Source organism: Streptomyces sp. NPDC088810 (assembly GCF_044750305.1).
In the GTDB taxonomy this organism is placed as follows: Bacteria; Actinomycetota; Actinomycetes; order Streptomycetales; family Streptomycetaceae; genus Streptomyces.
Genome location: NZ_JBIVJQ010000003.1, coordinates 555686 through 572726 on the forward strand (window position 1 = coordinate 555686; position 17041 = coordinate 572726).

Here is a 17041-nt window from a genome sequence, read left to right on the forward strand (position 1 = left end):
GGCCGCCGGGAGTGACCTCGGATCGTCAGTGCCTGTCGCCAGGCGCGCCGCCGCCCACCGCTCGTGGCGTCCCCTCACTCTCGGTGCCGCCGCCACCCCCTGATGTGGGCGAACCGACCCCCTCTGTTATTCAATGAGGTGTGGTCCGAGTACGGCCCCGGCGCCGCGCCGGGGATTGCTGAGAGAGCCGCATGGACGCCACCCCCTCCCCCTCGTCCTCCTCGGCGTTCGACCTGGTCAGCAGCGCCCTGGGGCGGTACATCCCGCGCGGCGGAGCGGCTCGGGACGCCGGTTCTGCGGACGCGCAGGGCGACCGCGGCACGCGCGTGCCCGGCGACTCGGCGGCCGGCCGGCAGGAGCAGATCCTCGGTGCGGTCAACCTGGACAGGGAGCTGCTCATCACCCGCTGCAACCTGGACGCCCCCGTGTTCGCGGGCCTGGACGCCAGGGTCGGGAGGCCGTTCGTCGATCTCCTGCCGCCCAGGGACGTACCGACGGTCACCCGGCGGTTGTGGCAGGTCCTGGAGACCGGTGAGGCGCACGTCGCCCGGATCCAGCGTCTGCGGCGCGGCGAGGGGTCGGAGCTGGTGGTCTCGATGAGCATCCTGCCCGCCGCGGAACCCGAGGAGGGCCTGACCGTCTCCGTGATCGCGATGGCCAGGAGGCTGCACCTTTACGCCGCCGAGACCGCGATCGGTACCTCGCTGGACATCGGCGAGACCGCGCAGTCGCTGGCGGAGTCCCTGCTGGCCTGGGGCGACGTGGCCGCCGTCGACCTCGACTTCGCCGTGTGGACGGGCGAGGGAGTCACCGGGCAGGCAAAGGGGCGCATCCGGCTGCGGCGGGCGGCCCTGGTGCCGGACCGGGCCTGGCCCGAGGGCTACGTGACGCCGGGCGACGATCTTCCCAGCGACGCGAGTCGCCTGCTGGCGCAGGCGGTGCTGCGGGACGACGCCCCGCAGACCATCGTCATACCCGACCGGGAGGCGGTCGAGCGGGTACTGGGCAGCCCACGGGTGGTGCGTGCCCTGGTGCCCGGCGACCGGTCGGCGGGTGTGGCGTGCATCCCGCTGGTCCTGGACGACACGCCGCCCGTGGTGCTGGGCGTGGCGGAGGTCTGGCGGCGGGCGGACTGCCCCTTCCGCGACAGCGAGCTGTTCGACCTGCAGGAACTCGTGGCCAGGACCGCCCACCACGTCGACCTCGCGCGTCAGCACCAGCGCGAGCACACGCAGGTGCTGGCCCTGCAGCGCCGGCTCCTGCCCCGGACCGGCGGCGACACCGTCGAGATCGCCAGCGTCTACCAGCCCGCCACCCCCGACAGCGCGGGCGTCGGCGGCGACTGGGTGAACAGCTTCCCGCTGCCGGACGGCCGTACCGCGCTGGTGGTCGGTGACGTCGTCGGGCACGGCCTGGGAGCCGCGGCGACCATGGGCCAGCTGAGCATGGAGGCCCGCGCGCTGCTGTCCGCGGGGCTCGCCCCCGACGAGGTACTGGAGCACCTGGACGAGACCGTGTCGCTGCTGGACGACACGGAGTCCGGGCTGACGGCCGGCTACAGCGCCCTCGGGTCGACCTGCTGCATCGCCCTCTACGACCCGGTCGGCCACCAGGTGACCCTGTCCAGCGCCGGCCACCTCCCCCCGGTACTGATCTCCCCGGACGGGCGCGCGAGCCCGCTCGCGGTCCGCCCCCACCCCGGACTGGGTGCCGAGTTCGCGCTGCGGGAACCGTTCGACGTGCACACCTTCGACGCACCCCCGGGCTGCCTGCTCGCCCTCTACACCGACGGCCTGGTGGAGGATCCGGCCGTGTCGATCGACGAGGGCATCGGCAGGCTGGCGGACGCCGTGTCCACGGTGCACCCCTGGGACACCCTGCAGCAGGCCGCACGGCACGTCGTCTCCGCGCTGGCACCCGCGCACCAGCGCGACGACGTGACCCTGCTGCTCGCGCGGATGATCGGCTACCGCAAGGGGGACACCGCGACCTGGCGGCTGCCCGCCCGCTACGACGCCCCCGCCCGGGCGCGCGCACAGGTCTCCGCGCTGCTGCGGCAGTGGGGCACGAGGGACGACACCCGGGACGCCGTGCTGGTGCTGGTCAGCGAGCTGGTCACGAACGCGGTGTGCTTCGCCACCGGCCCCATCACGGTACGGCTGATCAGAGCCGGTCACGGCCTGCTGTGCGAGGTGGGTGACACCGGCAACGGCAGGCCGCGGCTGAGGCGGGGCGGCCCGTTCGACGACGCCGGTCGCGGCCTGCACGTCGTGCACCGGCTCACCACCCGGTGGGGGGTGCGGTGGACGGACACCGGCAAGGTGATCTGGGCCGAGGTCGCGAGGTGACCCCGGCCACGCGCCGGGGACGCGGCTACAGCCACTCCCCTTCCAGGGCGGTGGCGGTGAGGCCCGGTGCCGCCGCGTACAGGACGGCGCGGTTGCCCGGCTTCTGCCGCCCGGCGTCGTGCGCCCGCCGCAGGATGTCGAACACGGCGGCGCCTCCGCGGTTGCCGCTGGTGTAGCTGTCCCGGCTGTAGTCCAGCAGCCCCGACGGCCACGTGTCGGGCATCGTCTGCTCCATGTACTCCAGCACCCGCGTCCCCCCGGGGTGCGCGAGCAGTACGTCGGGGTGCCAGGCGTCGGGGGAGTCCTGGTACCGGGTGCGCAGCCACTCCCACATCGCGGTGACCGTCTCCTGTACGGCCCGCGGCCCGCGCCGGTCCATCACGAAGTGGGTGCCGTCCGCCCGCGTCTCCAGGCGGTGCAGGTCCTGGGTGCCGGGCAGGGTGTGGTGCCAGGCGGCGTCCAGCCGCAGCACCGACTCGCGCCTCGGGCGGCCCGTGACCACCGCGGCGACCGCGGTGTCAGCGAACAGCAACCGGACGATCAGCGACTCGAGGGTGTCGTCCGCGGGCTGGTAGGTGGTGCTCAGCGCCTCCGCGATGACGACGAGGACCACCCGGTCGGGGTCCGCGGCCACGAGATCCGCCGCCAGCGCCAGGGAGCGGGTCCCGGCGATACAGGCCCACTGCGTGGCGGGCAGCAGCATCGCGTCGTTGCGGAGCTGCAGCTTGTTGGCGAGGGCTATGTCCAGACCCGGCAGTGCCGGGGTGGTGGAGTGACTGGTGATCAGGCAGTCGACGTCCGCGACGTCCAGGCCGGCTATCTGCAGGGCCCCGCGGGCCGCATGCTCCCCGTAGGACTGTACGGCCTCCCAGGCCGGCGCGGTGCGCTCCTGGACGGTCTGCGGCACGGGTACGGTCTCGAGGGCGGCGATCGCGCGGTCCACGTCCTGCTGGGTGAACCCCTCGCCGGCCAGCGCCTTTTGGGCCGGCTCGATGCCGACGGCGCGCAGGGCGCCGCCGTTGCCGGGCGCGACGGCGGTCTCCAGCGGCAGCATCCACCCGCGGGTCTCGATGCCCGTACTGGCCGCGATGCCGTCGATCCGCGGCGCCCACGCGGCGTGCGGGTGGCGGTCGCGCACCTCCGCCACGATCTGGCTGGTCTTCACGGCGTGCTCGCCGTGTATCACGGCAGGAGGACACAGGTAAGCGGCCATAATGGGGCACCTTTTCAGCGGCAACGGGGGGAGTATCACGAATGCTGTGTCATGGGTCACTTTGCAGCGTTGTGCCCAAGAGAATTCCGATAAGCAGCACTTCGTGGGTCGGTATCCGCTTCGAGCATGGACGCTAAATGGACATTTCCGCTGTGATGCAGACAACTTAGGCACGCTTGGAACGCGTGACACGGCACACACCGCTGCATCAAGGGCCCGCGGAGGAGCTCCGCCGGTCCACCTGACTGACCGTCAGCGAGGAGGTGCGGCGGGACGGGGCAACCTCATGGGCGGGTCGTGAGTCTCCTGATCGATCACACCGTGATCGGGATCCACGAGGAGACATCATCAACGCCATACGCAAGACCCTCACCGCCACCGCCGTCGTCGGCGCCGTCCTCGCGGGCTCCGCCGCCTGCGGAACGGTGGAGCAGCTCTCCGCAGGCAAGAAGCTCGACCGGGCCTTCGAGAAGCTGGGTGAGAAGAAGACGCTCTCCTTCGAGCTCGACCTGGACACCGACGTCGCGTCCCTGAAGGCGCTGGACGCCGAGTCCGACCCCGCGCCCGGCGAGGAGATACCGGATGACGCCGCCAAGATGATGAGCGGTGCGACGATCACTTTCACCGTGCAGTCGAAGAAGCCGATCGACGAGTCCGGGGAGAAGGACTTCGTCGGCATGGCCATGAAGATCAGCAGCCCGGACGGCGACCTCGCCGAGTACCGGGTGATCGGCGACTACGTCTACCTCCGCACAGACACCGACACCCTGGGCAAGATGACGGGAAGCCCCGTACCGGCCGCCGAAGACCTGCCCCCCGAGGCCGGGGCTCTCAAGGACGTCCTCGCGGGCAAGTGGGTCAAGTTCAGCATCAAGGAGATGGGCAAGTCGGCTGCGGAGGGCCAGGGGGCACGGGGCGGTTCCGCGCGCGACCGGTCCCTCGACGCCAAGACGCAGAAGAAGCTCGTGCAGTCCCTCCGTGAGGTCGTCGCCCGTGAGGTGCGGTTCAAGACGGCCGGCGGCGGGGACGGCACCGAGCACGTCACCGCAACGGCCCCCTTCCGTACGCTGATCACCGAGCTGTTCCGGGAGATCCGTCCGCTGGCGAAGGACCTGCCGCCGGGCATGGAGCTGCCGACGGACAAGGACCTGAAGGACGCCCCCGACACCAAGGTGACAGCGGACTTCACGCTCAAGAACGGTGAGCTGTCCGAGGTGGATGTGGACCTCGCCGCCCTGGCCGAGAACGCCAAGGTCAAGAAACTGGGCGTTACCTTGCGGATGAGCGACGGCACCAGGCCCACCGCCCCGGCCGGTGCCAAGGAGCTGGACCTGAAGGAACTCATGGGGGGCTTCTTCGCCGGCCCGGCGATGAACGATGCCGAGTTCGGCGACGGCGACCTCGCCGGGCAGGACCTCCCGCAGGACGAGTTCTGAGGCAACCCGGTCGGGCACGTGTCGCCTCGGTGCATGCGCGGACGCGCCGAGGCGGCTCGGGAGCCGTACCCGGGAGCGGGGATGCGTCACCCGGACGGGTGCTGCCCGGCCTTGGTCCGTGCGGCCACCCACAAGGCGATCCGTGTGCGTGACCGCATACCCAGCTTGTCGCGCACCTTGTCCAGGTGCGTGGCGACCGTATGGGCCGAAAGACCCAGCCGCTCCGCGATCTGGCGGTTGGTCAGTCCGTCGGCGACGAGTTCGGCCACCATGAACTCCCTTCCGGTCAGCGCGGACCGGTCGTCGACGGCCTGCCCTTCGTCCGTCGTCGCTCGGTGGTCGTCGCTCCTCGTCCGCAGCGCGTACGCGACGAGCCGGTCCCCGCGCAGCCGACGACCGCCGCTGACGGCCGCCTCCCGAGCGGCTGCCGGCAGCCCTGTCCTGGCACGAGCCACGGTTCGTTCCAGCCGCAGTCGCCACGGAGCCTCGGACACGGTGTCGAGTCGGCGGCGTGCCTGCGCGCTTGCCTCGTACAGCAGGAGGGCTCGCCGCATGTCGCCGCTCTCGGCGGCCACGAGGGCCAGGCCCTCCACGGGGTAGAGCGCGTGAAAACCGGCGGTGGGGACGATCCGCAGCACCTCGGCGAACAGTGCCTCGGCACTGTCCAGATGCCCCAGGGCCAGCCGCACGGCGCCCGCTGTGTGCAGAGCGGCCGCGACCCGGCTCCAGGGGGCGTGAGCCCTGAGCACGGGCAGGCAGCGGGACATGAGCATGTCGGCCTCGCGTTCCCCGCCCGCTTGCAGCAGCGCCCAGGCCAGGTGATGGGTGCACCACGCGGTGTCCTGGGGCTTGCCCAGCGCGGCGAGGACGTCCAGGCACTCGCGCAGATCCGCGACGGCCGCCGCGAATTCCCCGCGGGACAACCGCGCCGCGGCGCGCGCGTCCAGGGCGTTGGCGAGTCCGGCGGGGTGATGGCGCGTGCGCTCCGTGCTCACCGCCTGCTCGCCGAGGCGCAGTGCCTGGGCGAGATCGGCCCGCTGGCAGGCCACGCGCGCGGCAAGCGCCGGTACCGCCCCGCCGAGCGCCCGGGCGCCGGTCTCCCGCAGCAGCCCCGTCAGCAGGGCGTGGGCGGCTGACGGCTGTTCCCGCTCGTAGTGCACGCGCGCCAGTTCCAGCACCAGCCGTGGCTGCGCGGCACCGTGCCGGGCGGTGGCACAGGCCAACGCCGCCGCGAGGTTGTCCTGTTCCACGGCCAGCGGGCTGCCGGCCTGGTCGGGGAACACCTCGTCGCCGGCCTCGTCCGCCAGCGTGTTCAGCCACTCCACCACCCGGTGCCCGGTGGCATGCAGCTCGCCGGAGGCGCGCAGGCACTCCAGGGCGTAGGCCCGGATGGCGCTCAGCTGTCTGAACCGTGACGTCTCCGCGTCTCCTGAGAGCCGCACGATCAGGGACTTGGCCTCGAGGGCACACAGGATGCCGAGTATCTGCGCCGCGGCGACCCCGTCGCCGGCACAGACCGCCCGCGCCGCAGCCGTGTCGAACCCGCCGACGAGGAGCCCGAGGCGCCGGAAGACCGCCTGTTCGGCCGGATCGAGCAGTCGGTGGCTCCAGTCGATCGCGGCGGCCAGCTCACTGTGGCGCCCGGGTCCGGTCCTGTGTCCGCCTGCCAGGAGGGACAGCTGGGACATCTGGTCGTCCAGTCCTGCCAGGATGTCCCTCAGCGGAAGGGTTCCGGCCCGGCGGGCCGCCAGTTCGACGGCGAGCGTCAGGCCGTCCAGCCTGCGGCATATCTCGGCAACCGTCCGGCCGTTTCCCCGGTGGAGCGTGAACCCCGGTGAGCAACTGGAGGCACGGTCGACGAACAGCCGGACGGCGTCCGCCCGCAGCAGGACCACCGGGTCGTCTCCGGCGTCGGCCGGCGGCAGCGACAGCTCACCGACCCGGAGCACGGTCTCCCCGGGCACCCGGAGGGCCTCTCGACTGGTGGCCAGGATCCGCAGGCGCGGGCAGTGGCTCAGCAAGGTCGCGATCAGCCGGGCGCACGGCTCGGCCAGATGCTCGCAGCTGTCCAGGACCAGCAGCCGGCGGGCGTCACCGATCGCGTGGACCAGGACGTCGGCACCGGATCGCCCCGCCCGTTCCCCCACGGCCAGCGCGGCGGCGACGGACTGGGCGAGCGCGGCGCCGTCATGCAGTGCGTCGAGTTCGACCAGGTCCACCCGCCCGTGGCGGCCGGGCAGACCCCTGGCGAACTCCAGCGCCAACCGCGTCTTGCCGACGCCGCCGGCACCGGTCAGCGTCAGGAGCCGCGACGTCCTCGACAGAGCGCGCAGCCGGGACAGCTCCGCCCGTCGGCCCACGAAGGAGTCGAGGGCCCGGGGCAGGCCGCCGGCCGAGGAGGCAGCGCTCGGTGCGGGCGGTGACGTGACCGTCTGCGCCCGGCGCGCCGAGCGCTGCCTGAACGCCCGTTGCCGGCATGCGCCGGAGCAGTAGCGAGCCGGTCGACCGCGGCGGGGCCGACCGGTCAGAGGCGCGCCGCACGACTCGCATGTCATGCTCCGGTCATCCCCGATTTCCGCGCGCCCATTCGGGTTCTTCGGACGGCGGGTCAGGGTACGGCGTCGGGATCGATGCCGAGCACAACGGTGCCGGTCACTCCCTTGCCGAGGTCGCTGCCGGTCTGGGTGAGGGTCAGCAGGGTGGACGACCCGCCGTTGCGGTAGATGCCGTCCCTGGCGTTGAGCGTGCGGGTGGCCGTGTTGCTCCGGTAGGGGGCCAGTGCGGCGACCCTGCTGTTGTACGTCTCCGGGAAGTAGAGCTGGCCGGTGTGGGAGACGTGGCCTCCCTGGTACCTGCCGTTGGCGACCGTGCCGCCGACATGCGTCTTGACGTGGATGTGGAGGGCACGGCCGACGTACCAGCCGGGGTAGATGGTGGTGAACTCCGCGACGCCGGTGGCGTCGGTCAGTTGCACGCCGCGCAGGAACGTCGTGTCCGGCGTGGAGCCGCCGGCCACGTATCCCGAGTAGACGCCGAGAGCGTCGCAGTGCCAGATGTCGACCGCCGTGCCGGGCAGTACGGCGCAGGTGGCCGTGTCGATCACCTTGACGCGGAGGGTGAGCGGTACGCCGGCCTTGCCCTCGGTGACGTTCTTGCGGACCGTCTCCAGGTCCAGGTAGTAAGGCCCCTCGGTCTGCTCGGGCGTGAGGACGCAGTCGGCGGCCTCCCGGGCCGGGGCCTGTGCCGCGTTGTTCCGGTCCGCGGCCGCGGTCGCCTGCCCGGCCGTGAGTCCCAGAGCGGCCGCTCCGAGGGCGGCACCGCCCAGGGCGGCTATGACGGTCCTGCGGCTCGCGCCGACCGGGCCGCCGGCCGGCTCGGGGTCGCGCGGGCGTGGTGCGGAAGGGGGGCGGGGGATGTCAGTCATGCTGTCAGAATGGCGGGGGTCACGGTCCGTCGCATCGATCGGATGACCGGTGAATCGGGCGCGCGTTACGAAACTCGAAGGCCGGCTCGGGGGTCCGCTTCGGTTCACAAGGCGGGATCATCCAGCTGGTCGAGGTCGAACTGGTCGAGAAGGAAGTCGACCGGTGCGAGGCGCGAGGCGGCCGAAGTGCCGTCGTGAAGAACCTGTTCCGCCCAGATGACCTTGCCGCGGGTCGTGTACCGCGTCCCCCATCGCTGGGCGAACTGTGCCACCAGGAACAGCCCCCGCCCGCCTTCGTCGGTGGTCGCCGCCCGCCGCAGGCGCGGCGAGGTGCCGCTGCCGTCCGACACCTCGCAGATCAGACAGCGTCCGTGCAGCAGTCGCACACCCACCGGCGGCGAGCCGTACCGGATCGCGTTCGTGACCAGTTCGCTGACGATCAGTTCCGTGGCGAATCCCGTCTCCTCCAGCCCCCACTCCCGCAACGTCTCCCTGCACCGTGCCCGCACCGAGGGAACCAGCGCAGGGTCCGGCGGCACGTCCCACTCGGCCACGCGTGAGGGCGGGAACGTCCGGGTACGTGCCGTCAGCAGCGCGATGTCGTCGGAGGAGTGCGACGGCTTCAGCGCGTCGATCACCGCCTGACACGTCTCCTCCGGGGTGCGGCTGCCGGCCCCGACCAACGCACGGCGCAACCTCTCCATACCGACGTCGACGTCCTGGGTGCGGTCCTCCACCAGGCCGTCGGTGTACAACACCAGTTGCGAACCCTCCGGCAGGGGCAGCTCGGTGGTCTCGAACGGGTAGCCGCCCAGACCGAGGGGCGCCGAGGCCGGCACCCCGGCACAGGTGACCGTCCCGTCCGGGCGCACCACCACCGGTTCCGGGTGCCCCGCACGGGCCATGGTGCAGGCCCCCACCACCGGGTCGTAGACCGCGTAGAGGCAGGTCGCTCCGGTGACGCCCTCGCCCTCGTGGTCCTCCGCCGCATCACCGGTGTGCTCCTCGTTGTCCATGCGGACGACCAGGTCGTCAAGGTTCCCGAGCACCTCGTCCACGGGCAGGTCCAGGACGGCGAAGTTGTGCACCGCGGTACGCAGCCGGCCCATCGTCGCCGCCGCGTGCAGGCCGCGCCCGACGACGTCGCCCATCACCAGGGCCACGCGAGCCCCCGGAAGCGGGATGACGTCGAACCAGTCCCCGCCCACCCCCGCCTCCGCGGGCAGATACCGCCAGGCCACCTCCAGCGCGTCCTGCTCCGGCTGCCCCCGCGGCAGCAGACTGCGCTGCAGCGTCACCGCCATCGCGTGCTCCCGGGTGAACCTCCGGGCGTTGTCGATGGCCACCGCCGCCCGTACCGCCAGTTCCTCCGCGAAGGCGAGATCCTCCGGTTCGAAGGCCGGGGAATCCACCGTCCGGTAGAAGTTCACCACACCCAGCGCTACGTTCCGTGCCCGCAGCGGCACGGTCACCAGCGACCGCAGCCCGCACTCCAGGGCCTTTCGGGCGCGCTCCGGATCCTGTTCCCGCCACCCCTCGGCCTGCCGCAGGTCCGCCTCCAGCACGCCCCGCCCCTCCCGCAGCGTCCGCATCTGCGGGCTCCGGGCCGAGAACGTGATCATTTCGCTCAGCGGATACACCGGCATCATCCGCTGTGCGCCGCCGATCGCCGCCCGGCGCAGATGCCGCCAGCCCTCCGCGGTCGGCTCCCACCCCCGCAGGACCGCGTCGAGCAGGTCCACCGTCACGAGGTCGGCGAACTGCGGCGCCGCCACCTCGGCCAGCTCCTGGGCCGTATGCCCCACGTCCAGCGTCGTGCCGATTCCCACGCCGGCCTCGTACAGCAGCTGCAGCCGCTCCCGTGCGACCTCGGCCCGTCCCGAGAGCGCCGCCAGTTCCGTGGTGTCGCGCAGGGTCACCACGCTGCCTCCCCGGTCGGCCTGCGGGTACGTCGGCCGCTTGTTCACCGCCAGCAACCGGTTCTCCGCGCGATACACCTCGTCGGTGACCGCCTCCGGCGACGACAGCAGGCGCATGACCGGCTCCGGCAGTCCCAGCTCCCGCACCGGGCGCCCCTGCGCGTCCTCCGGCAGCCCGAGCAGCCGCGTCGCCTCGTCGTTCGCGAGCAGCAGTCGTCCGTCGGCACCGGTGATCAGCACCCCCTCCCGCACCGCGTGCAGGACCGCGTCGTGGTGCTCGTACAACTGCGCCAGCTCCACCGGGGACAAGCCGTGCGTGTGCCGCCGCAGCCGCCGGGACACCAGCGTCGTTCCGGTCATGGCCAGCGCCACCGCGGCCCCGCCACTGCCCAGGATGATCGGCAGCTGCGGCAGCCACAGTGCCGCCACGTTCTTGACCGTGAGCCCGGCGGAGACCAGGCCGACCACCCTGCCGTGCGAGTCGGTCACCGGGACCACCGCCTGCACGTCCGTGCCCCTGCCCGCGGGCAGGGGCGGTCCGCCGGCCTGCTCGACGACGGTACGGCCCCGCAGCGCCGGTTCGATGGTGCCGACGAACTGCTTCCCGATCTCCCGCGGGTAGGGGTACGTGTACCGCATTCCCGTCGTGCTCATGACGACGATGAAATCCACGCCCGCGCGCTTGCGCGCCGCCTCGGCCCGCGGCTGGAGCACCGCTGACGGGTCCCGGCTCTGCAGCGCCGCGGCCGTGCCGGGGGCATTCGCGAACGACTGGGCCGCGATGACCGACTCCCGTCGGCCCTGCTGCAGAGCGTCACGCGCCGCCTGGAGCATCATGCCCACCACCGCGGCCGCGACCAGCAGGACCACGATGACGACCTGGAGAAGGAACACCTGACCGGCCGCACTGCGCACGTCCATGAGAGAGGCGCGACGTTCACGTGGGCGTCCGGCCGGCGGATGACGTTCCGGGCTTCGATGGCGCCCGGAAAATACCTCCATACACCCTTGATAACACCACTGTCACGCACCTGAGAGGGCGGCTCGTGCACAAACGAAGACCCTTCTGTCCCGATAAGATGCTTTTGTGATCAGGACAGGACGGCCTCGGCGTCACCGCCCGCCCTACGGTGGCCGACGCGAGACCGTGGTGTTGTCCCCCGTGATCCTCACCGTCGTCATCACCGGCCTGGCCTTCGTCACGCCCAGGGAGATCGCCTTCAGCCGTCTCCTGCCCGCCGCACCCGCCCTCGCCGCCGCGATGTGGCCCGTGGTCCCGACGATCCTGCTGGGGGCGTTCTGCCTGCTGGTCATGGTCGGGCTCAGCCTCGTCTACACCGATCTGGGAACGCCCTACACGGCGGCTGCCATCGTCGCGGTCACCCTGGCGTCCGCTTACACGAGCCATCTCCGGCTCCAGCGAGAGGAGGCACTCTTCCAGATCCGGCTCGTCGCCGACGCCGCCCAGCAGGTGCTGCTGCGCCCGCTGCCGCGCCGGGTCCAGGACGTCGAGATCGAGTCGCTGTATCTGGCGGCCCAGGAGCAGGCCCGGATCGGAGGCGACTTCTATGAGGTGGCCGACACGCCGTACGGGGTACGGCTGCTCATCGGTGACGTGCGCGGTAAGGGGCTGTCGGCGGTGGGGGCCGCCTCGGCGGTGATCAACTGCTTCCGGGAGAACGCGTACGACCAGCCCGACCTGAGGGGCATCATCCATCGCCTGGAGACCAGCATGGGCCGCTACAGCGTCGCGAGACTCGACCCGGACCAGCCCGAGCACTTCGCCACCGCGCTGATCGCCGAGATCCAGTACGGCGGCGGCCAGGTGAAGATCCTCAACTGCGGACACCCCCCGCCCCTCCTGGTGCAGAGCGGAGAGATCCGCGTCCTGGAGCCCACCGTCCCCTCGCCGCCGCTCAACCTCGCCTCGCTCATCGGCGACGAGTACACCATCGACACCGTCGCCTTCACCTCGGGCGACCAGATGCTGCTGTACACCGACGGTGTGACGGAGACCCGGGACCGCTCCGGAACGTTCTTCCCCCTACCGGAGTGGGTACGGCAGCTCGGCCCCGCTGCACCCCGCGAGCTGCTGGACCGGCTTCACCGCGACCTGCTCCACTACAGCGGCGGAAGGCTCGATGACGACATCGCGGCCGTCGCCGTACGCTGCAGGCAGCCCGGGGCTCCACAGGGCTCCGCATAGGTGGCTGGAAGCCGTGTCGCGGCCGGCCCGGTCCCGGGGGCGTGCAGCCGCCGGACGCGGCCGCAGGCAAGGCCGAGAAGCGAGGAGAGGCTGAGCGGAGACCGGCTTCTCGCCTAGAGTCGGCTGTATGGCGGAGGCACCGGCCCAGGACCGCGGCGCACGGTCCCGTGACGCGATTCTCGACAGCGCCGGCGAACTGATGTCGCGGTACGGCTACGCCGCCACGTCCATCTCCATGATCTCTGCCGAGTGCGGTCTGCCGGCCAGCTCCATCTACTGGCACTTCGGCAGCAAGGACGGGATCTACGTCGCGGTGCTGGAGCGGGCCAGGACGGCGCTGCTGACAGCCCTGCCCCCGGCCGAGCTTCCCGGCGCCGACGTCGCGCAGCGCCTCGACGCCTTCCTCGCGGAGGTACAGGACGCCTTCCACCGCCAGCCGCACGGTCTGAAACTGCTGCTGGGGCTTGGCATGGTGCAGCAGGACGCCAGCGCGGCGGCCGTGGCCGAGGTGCACCACTACCGCGACGCGCTGGTGGCCTGGACCCGGGATGCGCTGAGCGCCGTCTTCCGGCTGAACGACCGGCCGCAGGTCGCGGACGAGTTGGCCCGCTTCACCCTCAGAATGGTGAGCGGCACCGTCGTCGCGCGCTGGTTCGACCCGAGCGCCGTCCTGGACACCGGGGCGCTGCACGTGGCCTTGCTGGCGCTCGCGGCTCACCACGAGGTTCTGGTGCACGGGTCCCGGGACGAGGGCGCCCGGTCGCGTGACGTCACGGACAGGGCATGACGACTTGGTGGGCGCCGCCCCGGGAGGATCCCGAACGATGTCACGGCACGGCGGCCCGGGAGGTGGGGGAGGGGCCCCAGAACGCGCAGTGGTGGTCGGCCGCGAAGCCGTTGGTGGATGCGACCCGGTCGGGCGCCAGCGCCTGGACGCTGTCCTCCGAAGGCGTGTAGCGAGGCCAGGCGGGTGTACGGGAGCCGTTGGGGTCGCCGGTGGCCGCGAACCGTGCCCAGTAGGCGGTCATGGTGGCGGACAGCCGCCGCTGCGCGGACGTCAGGCGCAGGGAGTCCATGGGAAAGAGATAGGCCAGTTCGGAGGCGTGGAACGCACCCTGCGGTGTGTGCGGCGCCGGGATGAACGGTGGTGCCTGGGGGTCGTGGAACTCGTAGGCGTAGACGGGTGCCCGGCTGGCGTACAGCCGGCTGTCGGCCCGTGCCGGACACGCGAACCGCTGGTCGGTGTTGACGGCGGAATAGGCCAGGTTCGGGGAGGGATACGCCGAGGCCGGATACGTGTGCAGGACCGCCGCTGCGCGGTCGCCGTGCTGGAGGCCGATCAGGGCGGCGTACGAGGCCGCGGTCAGGGGGCCGCCGCCGAGCAGATCCACGTACAGCGCGGTGAAGTAGCGGTACTCGTCATGGGTGGTGCCGTTCAGCGTAGGCACGGCGTTCACCCGCCCCTCGGCCCACGCCCGCCGCGGAGCGAGCGGGAGGACGCGGGGCCCGGTGTTGGGTCCCCACACGGAGGCTGTCCCGGTCCCGGTGGCGCGAAGGAGTTCGGTGGTGGTCCGGGCGCGCAGGCAGGTCGCCGCGGTCCTCGGGCCCGCGCAGCCGACCGAGGCCGCGAAGTCACTTCCCCTCTGCTCGGCCGCGCCGAGCGTGAGCGGTGTCAGACCGCCGTCGGAGGCGCAGCTCCCGCTCTGCTGAATCGCCCGCTGGAACAGGCCCTCGGCGGTCGGGGAGGCGATGTGGGCACAGGTGTCCACCGAACCGGCGGACTGGCCGCCGAGGGTGACTCGGTCGTGGTCGCCACCGAAGGCCCCGATGGTGTGCCGGACCCAGCGCAGCGCGGCCTGCTGATCCATCAGGCCGTAGTCACCGGAGGCGTGGTCCTCGCTCTCCGACGACAGGGCCGGGTGGGCGAGGAACCCCAGTGCTCCCAGGCGGTAGTTGACGGTCACCACGACCATGCCACGCGCGGTCAGCGCCGAGCCCTCGTAGTCGCTGCCGGCGCCGTAGGCGTTGCCGCCGCCGTGCAGCCACACCAGTACCGGGAGGGACCGGCCGTCGGTGCGGGCGGGTGTCCACACATTGAGGTAGAGGCAGTCCTCCGTCGTGCTGCCGGTGCGGTTGGACTCGCCGGGCAGGACGGGGCCGCCGTCGGGGAGCAGCGTCAGCGGCAGTTGGGGGCAGGGGCGGGCCGGTACGGTGGCGTCCCGCACGCCGGGCCATCGGTCGGCGGGCCGTGGGGGACGCCAGCGCAGCTTGCCTGTCGGCGGGGCGGCGAAGGGAATCCCCTGGAAGACCCTGACGCCGTCGCTGTGCGCCGCACCGCGCACCCAGCCGCGGTCGGTACGCACGACCAGGGAGCCCTGAGCGGCATTGGCCCGGGCCGTGTGCGGGGGAACGGCGAGGGCCGGCAGCAGCAGGGCCAGAACCGCTGTCAGGGCGCGCAGCACGGTGGTGCGCAGGCTCGGCGAACTCATCACCACTCCTGTTCCCGGTGCGAGCGGTGCGGTCGTGACGTGTGCTCGTAGGCGCCGATGTCGCAGGCGGCGCCCTGGGGGCGGGGGACACCGCGCTGATCGGTGGCCGGACAGCCGGCGGCCGCGTCCAGGGCGGGGCTTCCCGGCAGCAGGGCGGCGGTGTCCGTGGGGCCGCCGTTGTCGGCGAGCGGGCCGATCAGGGGCGTACGGCTGGGCAGGTCGCCCGCGGCGGTGAGCCGGCAGCTTCCGTCACCGTCGATGTTGTGACCCTCCGACGCGATGGTGGCGAAGGCCTTCTTGCAGTCGGCGGCCTTGCCGTCGACGGTGTTGCCGGCGACGAGGGAGTTGCGCAGCGTCAGTCGTCCCAGGGGCAGGTCGACGACATCGGGGATCGGGAAGGGCAAGCTGTCGAGGTAGGCGGGGGCAATGTTGATTCCGCCTCCACCGTCACTCGAACTGTTCCCGGATATGGTCGAGTTGAGGATCTCCACGGGTCCGCGGCCGCGGATGTCGATCCCGCCGCCGTAGCCGGCGAGGCTGCCGGGGCGGTCGCCCGGGTTCGTCACGCGGTTGTCGGCGACCGTCGAGTTGGTCACGGTGCCGCTGTCGTCGAACCTGATGCCCCCGGCTTCTCCCGCGACGTTCCCGCTGACGGTGCTGTCGATCAGATCCAGGTGCGAGCCGGGGATGTTGAAGATGCCGCCGCCGTAGCCCGCGGAGTTCCCGGTCACGGCCACCCGTCGCAGCGTCATGCGGTGTCCGTTGGCGATACCGCCGCCACCGGTGTCGGTGACGGGCAGTTCGCGCTCCACGGCCGTCCCTCCGGTGATCGTCAGGTCGGACAGCCGGGTGTCCGCCTGCATGCGGAAGGCGCGGTCCAGGTGGTTGGCGTCGATGACGGTGGTCCGCGCGTCGGCACCACGGATGGTGGTGGGGGCGTCGACGTTCAGGTCACCCGTGGTCGGGTCGGGGTGATCTCCGATGATCTTGCGGGGATCGGGCGGGATGGTCAGCCGGTAGTGGCCCGCAGGCAGGTTGATGGTGCTGCCTCGGCGGGCGTTGGCGGCCATCACGGCGGCGCGCAGGCTGCAGGCGCCCGACGCGGTGCGGCACAGACCGTCCGACGGGTCGGCGTCGACCGCGTCGGCCGTGGTGTCCACGGTGAACTCCACGGGCCCGGCAGCTGCGGGCGCGGCGGCACTGGCGGTGGGGGCGGCGAGGCCCATGGACGTGGCGAGGGCCACGGGCGTGGCGAGGGCGACGGCGAGCGCCGCAGGGCTGCTACGCAGGTTCATCAGGGGAACTCCTCGGCGAGGAAGAGGTACTCGGCTGATGCGACGACCTTGCTGCTGGGGCATGTGGATCGCGTGACAAACGCGGCCGGGTGGGCCGGAGCAGGGGAGCCGGCGGTACGGGGAGGGTGTGTGTCGTGTCCCGTCCGCTCTGTAAGGAGCGTTCCATTCACGGAGTTCGGTGTCTACTGACGGGTAATGGAATGACCGGATAGAGGCGAGGCCTCTGGAGGCGGACGGAAGCCGGGTGAGCCTCAGGGAAGGGGGGCGGACCGCTCCGGCAGCGACCGGGCGAGCCCCGAAGGGCCCCTCATGCCCGCTCCGTACCTACTGGTCAGTGCGCTCGCCCCGCTCTCGGCCACACCGGCGTCCTCCGGCGCGCCGCCGCACCGAACCAGCCCTCGACTCGCCACCGCATGCCCCGGGCCGGAGCCTGTGTCCCCGTGACCGGGCAACGCCCGACGCGGCCTTCCAGCCAGACCGTGCGCGGCTGTACCGGTGACGCCGGCGACGTACCGAGATGCCGGCGCACACGCTCGGCTGAGTGGTCAGCTGTCGGCCGGTCCGGCGGCGTTCCACAGCGCGTCGAAACGGCGTACGAGAAGCTCGACATGGTCCGCGTGGGCGTTGACGCTCGTTGAGCGGTCCGAGCCGAACGGACCGAAGCGGACCTCGTAGGACAGCGCTCCGTCCAAGACGACGTCGATCCACGCA

The 17041-nt window shown here is 72.0% G+C and carries 11 protein-coding genes; 4 read left to right on the forward strand and 7 right to left on the reverse strand.

The features are described 5' to 3' along the window. The first annotated feature begins 191 nt into the window (after positions 1–191). On the forward strand, positions 192–2348 hold the full coding sequence (locus ACIP4Y_RS13385) for a SpoIIE family protein phosphatase (RefSeq protein ID WP_401391902.1): 2157 nt from the start codon (positions 192–194) through the stop codon (positions 2346–2348). A 25-nt stretch (positions 2349–2373) separates the two neighbouring features. Here the strand turns inward: ACIP4Y_RS13385 and ACIP4Y_RS13390 are convergent, their stop codons facing one another. Then, a complete protein-coding gene (locus tag ACIP4Y_RS13390; RefSeq protein WP_401391904.1) occupies positions 2374–3561 on the reverse strand; it encodes a type III polyketide synthase in 1188 nt (395 codons plus the stop codon). Between the two features lie 425 nt (positions 3562–3986). Here ACIP4Y_RS13390 and ACIP4Y_RS13395 point away from each other — a divergent pair, with 425 nt between their 5' ends. Continuing rightward, entirely contained in the window at positions 3987–4997 is a 1011-nt protein-coding gene (locus ACIP4Y_RS13395; protein WP_401391907.1) for a hypothetical protein, read from the forward strand. Positions 4998–5083: 86 nt separating this feature from the next. On the opposite strand, the gene ACIP4Y_RS13400 is transcribed toward ACIP4Y_RS13395, so the two are convergent. The 3 genes from ACIP4Y_RS13400 to ACIP4Y_RS13410 all read right to left on the reverse strand — a co-directional run bounded on the left by ACIP4Y_RS13400 (position 5084) and on the right by ACIP4Y_RS13410 (position 11261). Continuing rightward, the gene (locus tag ACIP4Y_RS13400) at positions 5084–7357 is read right to left on the reverse strand and encodes an ATP-binding protein (RefSeq protein WP_401391910.1); all 2274 of its coding nucleotides are present in this window, start codon (positions 7355–7357) and stop codon (positions 5084–5086) included. Between the two features lie 248 nt (positions 7358–7605). Beyond that, positions 7606–8421, reverse strand: a complete 816-nt coding sequence (locus ACIP4Y_RS13405; RefSeq protein ID WP_401391913.1) for an intradiol ring-cleavage dioxygenase — start codon at positions 8419–8421, stop codon at positions 7606–7608. A 104-nt stretch (positions 8422–8525) separates the two neighbouring features. Further along, positions 8526–11261: a SpoIIE family protein phosphatase gene (locus tag ACIP4Y_RS13410; RefSeq protein ID WP_401391916.1), complete on the reverse strand. Its 2736-nt coding sequence runs from the start codon at positions 11259–11261 to the stop codon at positions 8526–8528. 166 nt (positions 11262–11427) lie between these two features. On the opposite strand from ACIP4Y_RS13410, the gene ACIP4Y_RS13415 reads away from it, so the two are divergent. Both ACIP4Y_RS13415 and ACIP4Y_RS13420 read left to right on the forward strand, forming a co-directional pair. Then, the gene (locus ACIP4Y_RS13415; RefSeq protein WP_401391919.1) at positions 11428–12546 is read left to right on the forward strand and encodes a PP2C family protein-serine/threonine phosphatase; all 1119 of its coding nucleotides are present in this window, start codon (positions 11428–11430) and stop codon (positions 12544–12546) included. A 127-nt stretch (positions 12547–12673) separates the two neighbouring features. Next, positions 12674–13333: a TetR/AcrR family transcriptional regulator gene (locus ACIP4Y_RS13420; RefSeq protein ID WP_401391922.1), complete on the forward strand. Its 660-nt coding sequence runs from the start codon at positions 12674–12676 to the stop codon at positions 13331–13333. 40 nt (positions 13334–13373) lie between these two features. Here the strand turns inward: ACIP4Y_RS13420 and ACIP4Y_RS13425 are convergent, their stop codons facing one another. From ACIP4Y_RS13425 to ACIP4Y_RS13435, 3 genes are all read right to left on the reverse strand, one after another. Beyond that, entirely contained in the window at positions 13374–15035 is a 1662-nt protein-coding gene (locus tag ACIP4Y_RS13425; protein WP_401391925.1) for a carboxylesterase/lipase family protein, read from the reverse strand. After that, positions 15035–16330 carry a choice-of-anchor Q domain-containing protein gene (locus ACIP4Y_RS13430; protein ID WP_401391928.1) on the reverse strand — a complete coding sequence of 432 codons (1296 nt, stop codon included), beginning with the start codon at positions 16328–16330 and terminating at the stop codon, positions 15035–15037. Before ACIP4Y_RS13430 ends, ACIP4Y_RS13425 begins: the two co-directional genes overlap by 1 nt. Before the next feature lie 545 nt (positions 16331–16875). Next, complete coding sequence (locus tag ACIP4Y_RS13435; protein WP_401391931.1) at positions 16876–17022, reverse strand: hypothetical protein; 147 nt, start codon at positions 17020–17022, stop codon at positions 16876–16878. Between the last annotated feature and the right edge of the window lie 19 nt (positions 17023–17041).